The sequence below is a fragment of the Pyxidicoccus trucidator genome, assembly GCF_010894435.1.
Lineage (GTDB): Bacteria > Myxococcota > Myxococcia > Myxococcales > Myxococcaceae > Myxococcus > Myxococcus trucidator.
On the sequence record NZ_JAAIXZ010000001.1, the window covers coordinates 1,291,393 to 1,305,844 of the forward strand.

Annotated in this window: 11 protein-coding genes; 7 read left to right on the forward strand and 4 right to left on the reverse strand. The window is 69.9% G+C overall.

All coding sequences use genetic code 11. The annotated features are described in order from the left end of the window. Nucleotides 1-111: 111 nt before the first annotated feature. The 4 genes from G4D85_RS05280 to G4D85_RS05295 all read left to right on the forward strand — a co-directional run bounded on the left by G4D85_RS05280 (nt 112) and on the right by G4D85_RS05295 (nt 3,466). A complete protein-coding gene (locus tag G4D85_RS05280; protein WP_164008472.1) occupies nt 112-699 on the forward strand; it encodes a peroxiredoxin family protein in 588 nt (195 codons plus the stop codon). Further along, nucleotides 696-1,601 carry a TIGR01777 family oxidoreductase gene (locus G4D85_RS05285; protein WP_164008474.1) on the forward strand — a complete coding sequence of 302 codons (906 nt, stop codon included), beginning with the start codon at nt 696-698 and terminating at the stop codon, nt 1,599-1,601. The genes G4D85_RS05280 and G4D85_RS05285 overlap by 4 nt, the downstream gene beginning before the upstream one ends. A 10-nt stretch (nt 1,602-1,611) precedes the next feature. Next, nucleotides 1,612-2,673 carry an alpha/beta hydrolase-fold protein gene (locus tag G4D85_RS05290; RefSeq protein ID WP_164008477.1) on the forward strand — a complete coding sequence of 354 codons (1,062 nt, stop codon included), beginning with the start codon at nt 1,612-1,614 and terminating at the stop codon, nt 2,671-2,673. Between the two features lie 166 nt (nt 2,674-2,839). Further along, nucleotides 2,840-3,466 (forward strand): hypothetical protein, encoded by a 627-nt coding sequence (locus G4D85_RS05295; RefSeq protein WP_164008479.1) that lies wholly within the window; start codon nt 2,840-2,842, stop codon nt 3,464-3,466. A gap of 885 nt (nt 3,467-4,351) precedes the next feature. Here G4D85_RS05295 and G4D85_RS05300 read toward each other — a convergent pair. From G4D85_RS05300 to G4D85_RS05315, 4 genes are all read right to left on the reverse strand, one after another. Beyond that, nucleotides 4,352-4,597 carry a hypothetical protein gene (locus G4D85_RS05300; protein WP_164008481.1) on the reverse strand — a complete coding sequence of 82 codons (246 nt, stop codon included), beginning with the start codon at nt 4,595-4,597 and terminating at the stop codon, nt 4,352-4,354. Between the two features lie 626 nt (nt 4,598-5,223). Next, the gene (locus G4D85_RS05305) at nt 5,224-6,309 is read right to left on the reverse strand and encodes an ImmA/IrrE family metallo-endopeptidase (protein ID WP_164008483.1); all 1,086 of its coding nucleotides are present in this window, start codon (nt 6,307-6,309) and stop codon (nt 5,224-5,226) included. 30 nt (nt 6,310-6,339) lie between these two features. After that, nucleotides 6,340-6,897, reverse strand: a complete 558-nt coding sequence (locus G4D85_RS05310; RefSeq protein WP_164008485.1) for a hypothetical protein — start codon at nt 6,895-6,897, stop codon at nt 6,340-6,342. Between the two features lie 1,203 nt (nt 6,898-8,100). Further along, on the reverse strand, nt 8,101-8,748 hold the full coding sequence (locus tag G4D85_RS05315; RefSeq protein WP_164008487.1) for a hypothetical protein: 648 nt from the start codon (nt 8,746-8,748) through the stop codon (nt 8,101-8,103). Nucleotides 8,749-8,785: 37 nt separating this feature from the next. On the opposite strand from G4D85_RS05315, the gene G4D85_RS05320 reads away from it, so the two are divergent. The 3 genes from G4D85_RS05320 (at nt 8,786) to G4D85_RS05330 (ending at nt 14,435) form a co-directional block, all read left to right on the forward strand. Continuing rightward, nucleotides 8,786-11,845, forward strand: coding sequence for an aldo/keto reductase (locus G4D85_RS05320; protein ID WP_164008489.1), 3,060 nt, complete (start codon nt 8,786-8,788; stop codon nt 11,843-11,845). Nucleotides 11,846-12,054: 209 nt separating this feature from the next. After that, nucleotides 12,055-13,470, forward strand: coding sequence for a reverse transcriptase family protein (locus G4D85_RS05325; protein ID WP_164008491.1), 1,416 nt, complete (start codon nt 12,055-12,057; stop codon nt 13,468-13,470). Continuing rightward, nucleotides 13,467-14,435: a TIGR02996 domain-containing protein gene (locus tag G4D85_RS05330; RefSeq protein WP_164008493.1), complete on the forward strand. Its 969-nt coding sequence runs from the start codon at nt 13,467-13,469 to the stop codon at nt 14,433-14,435. Before G4D85_RS05325 ends, G4D85_RS05330 begins: the two co-directional genes overlap by 4 nt. The last annotated feature ends 17 nt before the right edge of the window (nt 14,436-14,452 follow it).

A 14,452-nucleotide genomic window follows, 5' to 3' on the forward strand; every position in this document is an offset into this window, starting at 1 on the left:
GCGTTCCTCCGAAAATCCTGAGCCCTTCACACCTAGAGGTAGCGTTTGCGTCCAGAGCTTGTCAAGGGTATGTCTAAGGTTTGAAAGAACCTTGTACACGGGGGTTCCCTCATGAAGAAGTGGATCACAGGAGCATTGGCGGCGTGGCTGGCGGCAGGGAGCGCGTACGGAGAGGCCCCACCGTCCGCTCCGGTGGATGCGACGTTACGCACGTCCGCTGGAGAGGAGGTGCGGCTTTCCCGCTGGCGCGGAAAACCGGTCATCCTGTTCTATGAAGACAAGGACTCCACGACACTCAACTCGTCCTTGAAGGAGACCTTGTTCGCCCGGGGCAAGGAGCGGGGGCTGCTGGACTCCGCCTCGGTGGTGGCGGTGGCGAATCTCCAGAAGTTCGACTTCTTTCCGGCCCGGCAGATTGCCCTCTCCTATGTGCGGGACGAGGAGAAGAAGGTGGGCGTGCCCATCCTCGTAGACCTGGATGGGACGCTGGGCAGCGCGCCGTGGCAGTTGCCGACGAAGACGTCCAACGTGCTGCTGCTGGACGCTGCGGGGGCGCTCGTCTTCCGGCACTCGGGGAAGATGAAGCCGGAGGAGGAGGTGGCGTTCTTCGCCGCGCTGAGCCAGCTCGTCGGCGTGGACCTGAGCACGCCCGCCGAGCCGGCCAAGGCCCCTGCTTCGGCCTCGGGGAAGCTCCCATGAAGGTCGCCGTCACCGGGGGGACGGGGTTCCTGGGCGCGGGCCTTGTTCAACGTTTGTTGGGCCGGGGGCATGACGTGCACATGCTCGCCCGTAACGTTGAACGGACCCTGAGCAAGCTGCCGGAGGGGGTGACGGGCGCGCACTTCGACGCCGCCACACCGCTGGCCCCGGAGGCGCTGGAAGGCGTGGAGGCCGTCGTGCACCTGGCCGGAGAGCCGGTGGCGCAGCGGTGGTCGAAGGAGGCGAAGCACCGCATCCAGGACAGCCGGGTGCAGGGCACGCGGGCGCTGGTGGAGGCGATGAAGAGCGCGGGCACGGTGAAGCGCTTCGTGTCGGCGTCGGCCATCGGCTACTACGGGGGCACGCGCGGGGCGGAGCCGCTGACGGAGGAGAGCTCGCCCGGGGACGACTTCCTGTCGCAGGTGTGCCGGGGCTGGGAGGCGGAGGCGCTGAGGGCGCGCGAGGCGGGCATCCGCACGGCGGTGGTGCGCATGGGCGTGGTGCTGCACCCGGAGGGCGGCGCGCTGCACAAGATGCTGCCCCCGTTCCGCATGGGCGCGGGCGGCCCGGTGGGCAGCGGCAAGCAGTACGTGAGCTGGGTGCACCGCGAGGACGCGCTGGAGCTGCTCGTCTTCGTGCTGGAGCACCCGACGCTGGAGGGTCCGGTGAATGCCACGGCGCCGGAGCCGGTGACGAACGAGGCCTTCGCGCACGCGCTGGGACACGCGCTGGGTCGGCCGTCGGTGATGCACGTGCCGGCGTTCGTGCTCAAGGCGGCCATGGGGGAGATGGCGAAGGTGGCGCTGGAGGGCCAGCGCGTGCTGCCGAAGCGGGCGCAGGAGGCCGGCTTCACGTTCCGTCACCCCGGGTTGGAGGCGGCGCTGAAGGACTTGCTGGCATAGGGTGCGCCGCATGGACGCGAAGACGCTGGAGGCGCGGGCCCGAGCGGAAGGGACACCTGTCATCGACGGAGACACCGCCACCTTCGTGTGGCGCGGCCGGGGGCCGGTGTCGCTGCATGGAGACTTCCAGGACTGGCGCGGCGAGCCGCTGCCGATGGAGCGTGTGGGCCCCAAGCTCTGGGCGCGCTCGGTGAAGCTGCCCCGGGACGCGTATGTGGAGTACGCACTGTTCGACGCGCGCGGCAACAAGCTGAAGGACGCCTTCAACCCGCGCGTGTCCGACAACGGCTTCGGCGACTTCAACCACTGCTTCTACATGCCCGAGGGCGCCCCTCCCGAGGTCCTCTCGCGCCCGCGCGGAGCGCCCCGGGGCCGCGTCACCCGGCACTCGCTGGAGACGGCGGACATGGCCGTGGGCGGCAAGCGCACCGTGCACCTGTACGCGCCGCCCACGACAGAGCCGGTGCCGCTGATGGTGGTGTTCGACGGGGACGACTACCTGCGCCGCGTGAAGCTGCCGGAGGTGGTGGAGTCGCTGATGGCGCGCGGGCTGATGCGCCCGGTGGCGCTGGCGCTGGTGGCCCACGGCGGCGAGGCCCGCAGCGTCGAGTACACGTGCAGCGAGTACACGGTGGACCTGCTCCTGCGGCGCGTGCTGCCGCTGGCGCGCGAGCACCTGTCACTGGTGGACGAGCGGAAGGAGCCCGGCGCGCACGCGGTGCTGGGCTCGTCCTTCGGCGGATTGATGGCGCTCTTCACGGGACTGCGAGCGCCGGAGGTGTTCGGCCGGGTGCTTTCCCAGTCCGGTGCGTTTTCCGTGGATGAGCGGGATTTCGTTGTCTTCGACCTGGCGCGGCAGACGCCCCGCCACCGGCTGGACGTGTGGCTGGACTGCGGCCGCTTCGAGGTGCTGCTGGAGGGCAACCAGCGCATGGCGCCGCTGCTCACTGCGTCCGGCCACCGGGTGGAGTATCGGGAGTACAACGGCGGCCACAACTACCCGGCGTGGCGGGACGACCTCTGGCACGGGTTGCAGTGGCTGTTCCCGGTGTCGGCCGCCAAACGCCGGTAAGTATTGCGGTTTGGAAGTGTCAGGTGGTGGTGGTCTGGAGGTGCCAGGAAGGGCGGGCGACCCCACCCTCCTGGAGGGACGCAACTGGGGCCGGCTTGCGTCCGATAACCCACATGGGAAGTCCCGGAGCCCTGTCCGCGCCGGGAACCCACCCCTGGAGTACCCCATGTCGCGCATTGATGGTGGCAACCGCTCGTCCTCCCCCAAGGGCCCGGTGCCGGAGCGTTCCGGTGCGGAGCGGCCGGACTCCGGCCCTACCGCCAGGGGTGCGCAGCCGAGCGCGGGGACGAAGGACCTCCAGAACCACCGCGCGGTGCAGCCCTTCAACGGGCACAGTGACTTCGAGCCCGCGCGCCGTCCGACGCCGCGCGCCACGCCCGCCGTGAATGCGCCGAATGTCGCGGCGCAGCCTCCCGCCCAGGACGTCGCTGGGGCGGATGCGGAGCTGGAGCTGCTGTCCGAGTTCCCCGACCAGGCGGACGCGCAGGGCGGCCTCGCCTCCGCCATGCTCCACGCGCACTCGGACGAGCCCGCCTCGCAGGCCCGCATCGTCGAACGCCTGAAGCAGGACGGCCGGCTGGAGGCCCTCTTCGGCGAGGTCTTCCGCGAGGGGAATCCGTACGTCGAGCAGCCGCACCGCAATGCCGTCGTCCGTGCGCTCGACACCGCGCTGGCGCGAGGCACGGTGACGAGTGACGAGCTGCGGGCCTTTGCTCGTGGCGCCTACGCGCAGGAGTGGCGGCAGATCGGCTCCGAGCTGTCGTCGCCTTCGGCGGCTCCGAAGAAGCCGTAGCGCGTCCCTCCGATTGCCGGTCGTCCTCCGGTGAGCGGTGGCTCACCGACCGCGGCCCCGTGCGAGCGGCTCCCTTTCATCTCCTGGTATCCTGTCCCTCCATGCACGCTCCGCGCAGACGCAGCTCAGGTGTGGGCAGGAGGACCTCGACGTCCGGGCGTCCCGTCGTGCTGCGCTGCACGCACGGCCCGCGGCATGCGCGGCTCCGGCCTCCGCCTCCGAGCAGAAGCCGTGGGCGGACGCGGCCGGCACGTCGGTCGATGTGAAGACGCGGCGTGCCCGTCCCCTGGTCGACGGATTGTGGATTCGTGGCGAGCGCGCCCGGCAGAGCACCCGTGCCTCGCCCCAGGTCACAACCTGGCCATCACGTCTGATCAGGCGCCGAGGCGCCCGGCCAGAGCACCCCGCACCGACTGGGCGATGACGCGCGCGTCGGCGGAGAGCTCCTCGGGCAGCCAGTAGTAGAGCACCTTGCCCTCGGTCTCCACGCTCGCACGCAGGAAGGTGAGGCCACCCGTCTCCGCGCGCTCGGGGCTCTTGGGCAGGCAGCGCCGGCACAGGCACGGCAGCTTCGGGTGCGCCTCGTGCGAGGTCAGGTTGGTGGGCCCTCCGTAAGTATTCGCCGTGCCCCGTGGTGAGGGGCACCGCGCAACGGGCCTCAGCCGGGCAGCTCTGTTCCTCTTGGAGTGGGGACAGCGCGCTCAGACCTCCACCGTGTTGCCCGTCTGGCGTACTCCACCGGCTCGGCAGGCCGCTCCCTCTCATTTCTCAGACAGGGCACGGCGATCAGTTACGGCCTGCTAGGCCTGCGGAGCCCTCGCGTTTCGGACCGGTGAAACTGGGCCTGTGGAGAGATCGCCAAGTCGGGTAGGTGAAGCTGGGTCGTCAGAATTCCGCCGCGGCATCCCCTGATGCCTCACCGCTTGTAATGATTTGGACGGCGGCGATCAGCTCTGCAAGACGGCGAGGCGTGCGGTTCGCCTTGCCGTCATGCATGCCAATAGCAATGGCGACATGAACCGCAGTCCCGTCGTCCTTCGGGATTGTCGGAACTGCCTCCTTGCCGCTAAGTGCGGCGGTATAGGCAATGGTGTATCGCCAGTAAATGTCTGCGTTGTTAGACGGGGGCATAGACATCCTCGTGGTGCGTAGGAGTGAAAGAACGACCGCAGCGGGCCGTCCACGCTTTACGTTCCATCTAACGGCAGGCTCCGTCAATGGTCATGACAGAATGTCGCCGTGCATCCGGGGAGCATCAATCACGCGCCCAACTCGGGCAGCGCGCGGCGCAATCCTCGCCGCGCCCAACTCGGCCCGGGGGCGCGCGCGTCGGCCAGCTCCCGCTCGGTCCGGGGCGCTCCAAGACAGCAACCGGGGTCGTCGCGTCCAACTGTGAGAGTTCACCGCCCCCCCGTCAAGAGTTCGCCGAACCCCATCCGGCACCGCGTGGAGCCAGCCTGCTCGCCAAGACGGGGGACGGCGAACAGATACGGCCCTCCTCCGCTGTCCTCGCCGCCCGCCGAATGACGACGAAGCTCTACCAGCGCGTGGAAGGCGAGGAGGTTAACCTCACCTTCATGTCCTGGCCCGGCTATGCGAGGGCTTCAGGGTGGACGTGGTTCGCTTGCTCAAGTCACTCAAGCACCGCCAGGACGACTAGACTCCAAAAGAAATCCGGCTCTGTAACTACGCGCCCTTTGCCTGCCACGGAGGTCATGACGTGACAAAGGGCGCGCACAGTCAGCGCGAGCCCTAGGCTATGAGACGACCCGGAGTCGTCGCTGCTGTCCCAGGTAGATTTCACGCAATTCACTGGCCGACAGCTTCAGCACATCGCTGAGTTGCTCTTCTGAGTAACCCAGTTCGTCCAGGAAGAACTGGGTCATCTCCGTAATCAGCGAGGGTGCTTCCTTCTCGAACAACTGTGGCTCTGCCGTCTTGAAGCCCCGTTTTGCCAGTTCGATGTAGAGGGAGCGTGCCCGCTCTGGAGAAATGACCTCAAGGTCTGCTGCGCGGCGCACCAGCGCTGCCATGGAGACCTTCCAGTACCTCTTGAGGGAATAGAGCTTCTCCAGGTTCAACCTTTGAAGGTCGTCGGCAATCTCCTCTGCTGGCATCAGAAACTCGGAGGCAAAGCGGTCCGCTTCCTCCTCGCAGAGCGATAGCTCTGGCGGCAGCGGTAGATGGTGGTGGAAGACCAAGTGTCCGACTTCATGCGCGACCGTGTAGCGGTGGCGGTCGGGTGGCATCTCTGCGTTAAGGTAGATGACCGGCGGAAGGAGCTCTTCTGGGTTGAAGTCGCTCATCCCGCACATCTTCGGCGTCCCGAAATGAGACAGGCACACCACGACGCCCACATCCTCGACAAGCTCGGTGAGATTCTCCACAGGCCCCGGGGGCACCTGCCATCGCATCCGGAGCTCTTGCGCGACCTCCTCGGGCGAGGGAGTCGGTTCCTGTGTCGGTCCCTCCCGACGGACTTTGATTGCCGGCAACCTGGTCTCTGGGACGTCAACTGACTGAAGCAACCGCATCAACTCTGCGTGCCGAATGGCCAAGCGCGCTTGGATGGAGCGCAGAGTGACGGGGCTCAGGGTCTTCTGCTTCCGAAAAGTAAGTACTGGAAGCGCCCGGTACGGCGGAGGCATGGCGAAGAAGGAGCGCGGATAGCGCAGCGCCTCCGTCACCTTGCGCACGAAGTCCTCACCGGGCTTCATGACGCCGTTCTCCACTTGGGAAACAGCTCCCTGGGAGACGTCCATCAGCCGAGCAAGAGCCGACTGACTCAGTCCACGCTCCTCGCGCGCGAGTTGAAGTGCCTTGGGGCTGAACTCGACAGCCATAAATAACCCTCTCCTTACCCTCCCTGGTGACTACGACTCGTTGCCCGTACCACCATCCGGCTTCTTGGTGGTCTTCACACCGGGCTTTGCCTTGATGCGCTCCTTGCGGTTGGTCTTGGGGGGGCGCGCCGGAAGCTGCTCGGGGGTGGCTCCCACTTCATTCACCAAGTCGATGGCGAAATCCAACTTGCCGTCAATCGAGTAGACGACCAGAACGTCGCGGAGCTTGGAGCCGAACTCGTCAAAGGTATAGCCGAGCGTCAGGACCGTCACCGCACCGAGCCCGTTCGACAACTGCTGGGTGTGGAGCAACTCGGCGAACTCGGTCTGATTCCGCATTGCCACACTCTCATCATCGAGCTTGTGAATCTCGATGACGAGGTCGGTGCCGATGTGCAGCCACGCACGGTCGTACTTTCTGCTGAAGCGCAAACCCGGTACGCGGCGAATGCTTGCTTCCAGCTTTTCGGCAACGGCGTCGTGCACGGCGTTGGCACGCAGCCGCGCGGTTGGAGACTTGTACGCGCCCGCGACCTTTTTTTCCCAGCAGGTCCATCCTGCGTTGACGCTGCCAAGGAGCAAGGGCATGTACGGCCTCAGTCGCTCCAACATCGCCTCTCGCGTAACTATAACCAAGCGCGTCCCTCCATCAACCTGCTGATTTCACTGAGAATAGTTCCACCGATTCCAGACCGCGTCAATGGATGGTGCGAAGAAACCATTACCTACATGTGGGCAACATCCATAACAGCGGCAGCCCGTCGCGGTTGCGTCTCGCCCCGTGGTGCCGATGCCACCAGCATCACGGGCGTGACCTTTGGAGCCGAGGCCCAGGCGCTCGAGGTGCTCAGCGCCCGGGCCTCGATGCGGAAGGCGAGGGCTAGCCGTCCGCAGGCCGCAGCGCAGTGCAGGCAGCAGGCGGCTCCAGCTCAGGAGTGCCCTCCACCTGCACAGCAGTGGCGCAGTTCTGCGGCACTTGGTGGTGGTGCCTCTCCTCCATGAAAGAGGCCACCTGTGCCCCGTTCCCGGCGAGCCCCATCAACGACTGAAGAGCCAAGTAGAACCACACCAACTTGTCCAAGGTGAGGTTACTGGCGGACTGCTGCCGCATGGGGCCTGAACTGCCGGATCCTCCTGCTACTCCGTTCAACGCATTCATAGGTCTTCCTTCGAGTGTGTGGGTCCATCATCCCGCGCACCGTCGGTATTCGACCGGGGCCGGGCCGGGTAACTAGGGCGTCAGAAAGGTTCGAGCCCTCGGACCTGCTCTTTTTCAGCAGGAACTGCTGATTCTCCGGGACGAACGCTCCAGCCCTACTGGGGATGTTTAAGGCGCCCAGCGGCCCTGTCCTTCGAAGCACCGGGCCGCACGAACACCCGCGTTTTCCGCGCGCGCGGAAAGAGGCCCTCTCGTTCGGTCCGCAGACGCCACCCCCTCTTCCGGGTACGCGCACTGGAGCGCCTGGAGGGTCGATGGCCTCACGGAAGACGGCGAAGCAGAAGCAGGAGGAGTTCTACGAGGAACTGCGCGAGTGGCCCACGTCGAGCGGGGAGTACGCGCGCTGAAAAGCCTGAAGAAGGCGCTGGAGTTCGCGGAGGATGGGCCGCACCAGGGAGAGCACGGAGGCCAACTCTGCACCAACCTCGGGCGTTCCTGGACGGCCACGAGCCGCGGGGCGCCTCGTACTGGGAGCGACAGCTCCACGCCGAGCTCCGCCAGCAGTTGGAGCCCGCCAAGCCCACTGACACCAAGTACCTCGCCCCTGCTCACAACAAGGCCATCACGCCTGATCAGGTGCCGAGGCGTCCGGCCAGCGCACCCCGCACCGACTGGGCGATGACGCGCGCGTCGGCGGAGAGCTCCTCGGGCAGCCAGTAGTAGAGCACCTTGCTTCCGGTCTCCACGCTCGCACGCAGGAAGGTGAGGCCCCCCGTCTCCGCGCGCTCGGGGCTCTTGGGCAGGCAGCGCTGGCACAGGCACGGCAGCTTCGGGTGCGCCTCGTGCGAGGTCAGGTTGGTGGGCCCGCCTCCGCTGTCCTCGCCTCCCGCCGTCTGGAGCAGCAACTCCGCGTCCGCCGCCGCCAGGGCCCGGGGCGTCTGGAGGGACATGCCCAGCGCGCCCTTCGCGGCCTGGATGCCCTTGCCGGACTCGAAGCGAATCTTCGGGATGAGCGGTGTGACGTCGGTGATGGGCACCGTGTTCGGCCGCGAGCGCCAGCCCTCGGCATCGGCCTTGAGCCCTTCGAGCACCGCCACCAGCCAGAGCGCCTCGTTGGGCGGACGCACCGTGAAGAGGAAGAGCCGCCCGCCACTGGCCAGCGACGCCAGGTGCTTGCTGTTGCTGCGGTAGCGGTCCATCGGAAGCACGTCGCCGGGCTTCTTCCCGGCGGCATCCTTCTCGAACACCGCCTTGCTGATGATGGCCAGCATGTCGGGCATGGGCGCGGAGTGTACCCCGGGCGTAGAGTCCGCGGCGATGCCCGACCTGGACCCCGCCACGGTGCGGTTGCTCGAAGAGGACGTCTCGGTGCGCCGCGAGGCGGTGGACGAGGTCGACACCTCCGCGCTCCCGGGACGCTACGCCCTCCGTCAGGCCCTGCTCACGGACGAGGACGCGGAGGTCCGCGCCACGGCCGCACAGCGGCTCGGAGGGACGCGGGACTCGCGCTTCGCCCAAGCACTGCTCGATGCGCTCGCCGACCCGATGCCTCTGGTGCGGGACAGGGCCTGGCGCTCGCTGGCACGGCTGGGGGCCCAGGCGCTGCTCGTTCCTGCACTGCGCGCGGTTCGCGAGGAGCCCGTGTGGTGGGTGCGCCGGGCGGTGGTGCGAGCCTCGGCGTCCGTCGCCGGCTCGGGCGCGCTGGACGTGCTGCTCGGCGCGCTGGAAGACCCGTTCTGGCGCGTGCGCCACGCGGCGGTGCAGTCGCTGGCGTGGATTGGAATCGGGAATCCCTCCGTCCAGCAGCGCGTGCGGCAGGCGGCGGAGGCCTCCACGAAGGGGCCCGTGCGCTCCGCGATGGAGTGGCTCGAAGCCACGTGGAGTGCCGCCCCCATCGCCGCGACGGATGTGAATCGGGGGAGCGCCCCGGGCCCGAGCGCCGAGCGTGGGCCGCCTCCGCTCGCCGAGTACCCCGAGTCGCTCGGCAATGAAGACCCCGCGGTGACGACCGCGCGCCTGGAGGCCACGCCCGCCTCCGCCCTCTCCGCCCGCGAATTGGTGGAGTGGCTGGGCGACCCGCATGAGCCACTGCGCTTGCTCGCGCGTCGGCGCCTCCGTGAGCGCAAGGACCCGGAGGCGCTGCTCCTCGCCATGCGCTGGCTGGACGAGCCGCGCGTCCCACATGCGGCGGAAGAGGCCCGCTCGCTGCTCGAACGTCTCAACGTGGAGGATGTCGACCTCGCGGCCCGCGTGCTCTCCGCTCCGCCTCGTCCGGGAGCTGTGGCCTGGGCCTCCCGTGTCGCGGTGCAACGAGACCACCCCGAGCTGCTGGAGCGCGTGCGCCTCCTCCTGCGTCACCCGGAGCCCGCCCTCCGGCGCGCGGCGCTCGCCGGCCTCGTCTACGACCCGGACAGCCTCGACGACGTGCTCGCGGCGCTCGAAGACCCGGACGAGACAGTACGCGCGGAGGTCATCGCCGCCTGGGAGCGCAGACCTCCCGCCCATGCCACCGCCGAGGCCTTCGCGCTGGCGCTGGCGGCCTTCGCGCCTCGCGCCTCCACGGCTCGCGAGCGACGCGCCGTGGCCGTGGCCGCCATGTTCCTGGAGGAGCCGGAGCTGCTCATCCACGCGTCGCAAGACGAGGACCCGGCCGTGCGCGCGGTGGCCCTGCGTGCGCTCGCGTCACTCGACCTGCTCACAGAGACCGAGCGCGAAGAGGCCGAGTCGCATGACGACCCGTGGCTCCGCTCGGCGGTGCTCGACCTGGAGTCGGCGCACCGGGTCTGCATGGAGGACGTGGACCCGACGCTGCGCCGTGCCGCGCTCGAGTTGCTGCTGGTCCAGGGCCGTCGGCTCGCGAGTCGCGCCGCACACGCGGAGCCTTCCGCAGCCTCGCGGGGCGACGACGAAGCCAGGACCCATTCAGCAAGGTCCGCTGAAGCCGCATCCACCGCGACGGACCAGGACGGCGACGGGGCGCCCTACACCGCACGTCGCTCCGCCGAGGAGCACCTGAGCACGGCCGCCCTCGCCTGCGCCCACTCCCCCGACGCCTGGGTGCGCGCCCGCGCCGCCGAGCTGCTCTCCCCCACCCGCAGCCGCGAAGCGCTCCGCGCCCTGCTCCGCCTCTCCCGCGACACCACGCCCATGGTCCGCTCCGCTGCGGCCTCCACCCTGGAGCCCTGCGCCACGCTCGACGCGCTCCTCGACGACCTCCTCCACGGCCCCACTCCGGAGCGCGACGAAGACCTGCGCACCTCCGCCTGGACGTGGCGCCTGCGCCTCGCGGACGCCTCCGCCTTCGAGCACCTCCGCACCGCCCTCCTCTCCCGCACCGAGCCCGAGCGCGTCGTCACCCACCTGGAAGCCCTCACCCTCGTCTTCCCCGACGAGCTCCTCGCCTCCGAGCCCGCGCTCGCGCGCCACCGTCCCTCTCGCTCCCAGCCACAGCGCGGTGCTCCCACGCCCCGCCCCGCCGTGCCAGCGCGTGCCTCGGCACGTCCCCTCGGCCGCACCGGCCTCACCGTCTCGCCCCTCGTCCTCTCCGGCGCGCACCTCTCCACGCCCCAGCCCTTCTTCGAGGCGCACGACGCCGGCCTCAACACCTTCTTCTGGGAGCCCCGCTACACCGCGCTCACCTCGTTCCTCCGCAGCGGGCGCACGCTGCGCGACGGGCTCGTCATCGTGGCCGGCTCCTACCACTCCGGCGCCTCCGCCCTCCGCCGCGACGTGGAGTCCGCGCTGCGCCGGCTGCGCACCTCGTGGCTGGACGTCTTCCTCCTCTTCTGGGTCCGCTCCCCCGAGCGCCTCAACGCCGACGACTTCGCCGCCCTGGAGCAGCTGCGCGCCGAGGGCAAGGTCCGCGCCTTCGGCTTCTCCACCCACCTGAGAGACGTGGCCCGCGACGCGCTCACCCGGCACCCGTGGCCGGTGGTGATGACCCGCCACAGCGCCGCGCACCCGGGCGCGGAGGCCGCCTTCCTCCCCGAGGCCGCGGCCCGTGGCACCGGCGTGCTCACCTTCACCGCCACCTGCTACGGCCGCCTCCTCCAGCCCGCTCCCGGCGCCCCGTCGGACGCGCCGTTGCCTGGCGCCGTGGACTGCTACCGCTACAGCCTCTCCCAGCCCGGCGTCAGCGCCACCCTTACCGCGCCGCGCAGTCGCCGCGAGCTGCTCCACAACCTGGACGTGCTCTCCCGCCCGCACCTGGAGCCGGACGCCCTGCCCGCCATGCGCGCCCACGGCGAGCGCGTGCGCGCCCGGAGCCGCCTGCTGGACTCGCTCGTCCGCCGCGCCCCGGGCGGCCCGCGAGATGCCCTGCTCGCCCTCCTGGAAGAGGATGGGCCTCCCGACGCGGGCGACCTTCCTTCTATATAAAGGATGTGGTGTGCTCCGCCTCGCTCCTGGGGCCGCGTGCAGCCAGCCTTCCGTCCGCGATGTCACGTCGCGGCTGCCTGTGACTCCCATTGAAGGACGAAGCGGTGCGAGGTCCGCCTGGCGGGCTTCCCCGACCTCGCCCGCATCTGCCGTGCAGGTGGCGGCGGTCCCAGGAGCATGCAGTCCTCCGCGGCGTCTGGAGCACCGGAATGGACCTGGTAGGCCTCCTCCTCGAGCTGAAGCCCCTGCTGGCCAGCCCCGAGGAGAACTTCGACCGCATCGTCGCGCTGCTGGAGCGGCACCAGGGCCTGGCCGAGTACGAGGTGGCGCGCTTCTACGTCAGCCGCTCGTGGCTGGAGCCCGTCGCCCGCCGCCTCAAGAGCGTGGACCCGCGCGAGCGCCTCCAGGCCGTGCGCCTCATTCCCCTGCTCTTCGCCCGCGCCAGCGCCGCCGGCCAGCTCCGCCGCCGCGTGAAGGACCCGGACTCGCGCGTGTCCTCCCATGCCCGCGCCTCCGTGCGCCGCCTGGGCCTCGCCGACGTCTCCCTGCCCGACACCCGCGCCGACCCGCCCCGCTTCCCCAGCGCCACCGCCGTGGGCGGCTGGAACCCCACCGGCTGGAGCTTCGGCCTCTACCCGAGCATGCGTGCCCCGGTGAAGCGCAAGCCCGCGGCCACCACCGCGCTGCCCGTGCTGAAGACGCGCGCGGAGGTCGCGAAGCTCGTGGGCGTGCCGGTGTCGGAGCTGGACGCGCTGATGCGCCCGGGCTCGGAAGCCGGCTCCGGCTACGTGGAGTTCGACGTGCCCAAGCGCTCCGGCGGCGTGCGTCGCCTCTGCGCTCCGCGCGCGAAGCTCAAGGCCGTGCAGCGCGCCATCCTCGACAACGTCCTCGCGCACCTGCCCACGCACCCCGCCGTGCACGGCTTCGTCCCCGGGCGCTCCACGGTGACGAACGCGAAGCCCCACGTGGGCTCCACCGTGGTGGTGCGCGTGGACCTGGAGGACTTCTTCCCCACCGTGCACTACCGCCGGGTGAAGGGGCTCTTCGAGGCGCACGGCTACGGGGACGAGGTGTCCTCCACGCTCGCGGGGCTCACCACGTGGCGGCCCCGGCTGCCGGACGGCACCGTGGCGTGGCCCGGCGTGCTGCCGCAGGGCGCGCCCACCTCGCCCGCCATCGCCAACCTCGTGTGCCGCCGCATGGACGCGCGCCTCACCGCGCTGGCGAAGAAGGCGGACGCCACGTACACGCGCTACGCGGATGACCTGTCCTTCTCCTTCCAGAAGCCGCCCGAGCGCCTGGGCCGCTTCCTCTGGTGGGTCAACGCCATCCTCCAGCAGGAGGGCTTCTCGGAGAACGCCGCCAAGCGCCACGTCATGCGCCAGGGCGGCCGCCAGCGGGTGACGGGCCTCACCGTCAACGAGCAGGTCTCCATCCCCCGCGAGGAGCGCCGCCGCTTCAAGGCCATCCTCGCCAACTGCCGCCAGCACGGCGTGGAGTCCCAGGCGCGCGGGCGTCCGGACTTCGCCAACTGGCTGCAAGGCTACGCCGCCTACGTGCGCATGGTGCACCCCGAGCTGGGGGAGCGCTGGCAGCGCGAGGTGAAGGAGCTGCTCGCCCGATGAGCACCTACCAGGAGCTGCTGGCGCGAATCGCCGCCGAGCCCGAGAACGACGAGCCCCGGCTGGTCTGCGCGGACGTGCTGCGCGGCACCGACGACGCGCGCGCCGACCTCATCCAGACGCAGGTGGCGCTCCGGGGGCGGCTGGACCCGGCCCGCCGTCGTGCCCTGCAATTGGACGAGGCCCGCCTGCTCACCGCGCATGGCAGCCGGTGGAAGCAGCCGCTGGCCGGAGCGCAGGACGCGCGCTTCAGCCGGGGCTTCATCGAGGAGCTGTCGCTGTCCGAGGAGCAGCTCGCGAAGCACGGCCAGGAGCTGCTCGCGCTCGAGCCCGTGCACCGGCTCACCGTGACGACCCGGGACGGCAAGGGACTGGCGCGGGCCGCCGGCCAGCCGTGGTTCTCCCAGCTTCGCTGGCTGCGGCTGGAAGGAGGCGCCGTGGCCGGGGCCGCGAAGGCGCTGGCGTCCGCGCCCCACGCCGGGAAGCTCGGCGGGCTGGTGCTGTCGGGCGCCGACGACGAAGCCGTCCAGGCGGTGGCGGGGAGCACGGCGCTCGCGGGCCTGCGCTCCCTGAGCATCTCCAGCAGCGAGCTGTCCGACGCGGCCGCCGCGGCGCTGGCGAGCGGGAAGCTGGCGCTGGAGCGCCTCTACCTCTCCGGCACCGGCCTGTCGGACGAGGGCGCGCAGGCGCTGGCCCGCGCGAAGGGGCTCACCACGCTCCGGCTGCTGGCCCTCAACCGCAACGCCCTCTCCGACGAGGGTGCCCAGGCGCTCGCGGCCAGCAAGACGCTCACGAGCCTGGAGCGGCTGGAGCTGTCCCGGAACGAGCTGAGCGAGGAAGGGGCGCTCGCGTTCCGCTCTCCCAAGGCGCTGCCGAAGCTGCGCCGGCTGGAGCTGCTGGACATCGGCCTGGACCGGCGCGAGCTGGAGCCCGTGCGCAAGCGGCTCGGCCCGGGGCTGCGGCTCTGACAGCCCCGCGTCCCCGG

What these genes read in the sequence shown, in the direction of transcription:
- G4D85_RS05310 (WP_164008485.1), bottom strand. Translation starts at nt 6,897, where the DNA reads ATGCCCTTGCTCCTTGGCAGCGTCAACGCAGGATGGACCTGCTGGGAA.
- G4D85_RS05285 (WP_164008474.1), top strand. Translation starts at nt 696, where the DNA reads ATGAAGGTCGCCGTCACCGGGGGGACGGGGTTCCTGGGCGCGGGCCTT.
- G4D85_RS05295 (WP_164008479.1), top strand. Translation starts at nt 2,840, where the DNA reads ATGTCGCGCATTGATGGTGGCAACCGCTCGTCCTCCCCCAAGGGCCCG.
- G4D85_RS05330 (WP_164008493.1), top strand. Translation starts at nt 13,467, where the DNA reads ATGAGCACCTACCAGGAGCTGCTGGCGCGAATCGCCGCCGAGCCCGAG.
- G4D85_RS05315 (WP_164008487.1), bottom strand. Translation starts at nt 8,748, where the DNA reads ATGCCCGACATGCTGGCCATCATCAGCAAGGCGGTGTTCGAGAAGGAT.
- G4D85_RS05280 (WP_164008472.1), top strand. Translation starts at nt 112, where the DNA reads ATGAAGAAGTGGATCACAGGAGCATTGGCGGCGTGGCTGGCGGCAGGG.
- G4D85_RS05305 (WP_164008483.1), bottom strand. Translation starts at nt 6,309, where the DNA reads ATGGCTGTCGAGTTCAGCCCCAAGGCACTTCAACTCGCGCGCGAGGAG.
- G4D85_RS05325 (WP_164008491.1), top strand. Translation starts at nt 12,055, where the DNA reads ATGGACCTGGTAGGCCTCCTCCTCGAGCTGAAGCCCCTGCTGGCCAGC.
- G4D85_RS05320 (WP_164008489.1), top strand. Translation starts at nt 8,786, where the DNA reads ATGCCCGACCTGGACCCCGCCACGGTGCGGTTGCTCGAAGAGGACGTC.
- G4D85_RS05290 (WP_164008477.1), top strand. Translation starts at nt 1,612, where the DNA reads ATGGACGCGAAGACGCTGGAGGCGCGGGCCCGAGCGGAAGGGACACCT.
- G4D85_RS05300 (WP_164008481.1), bottom strand. Translation starts at nt 4,597, where the DNA reads ATGCCCCCGTCTAACAACGCAGACATTTACTGGCGATACACCATTGCC.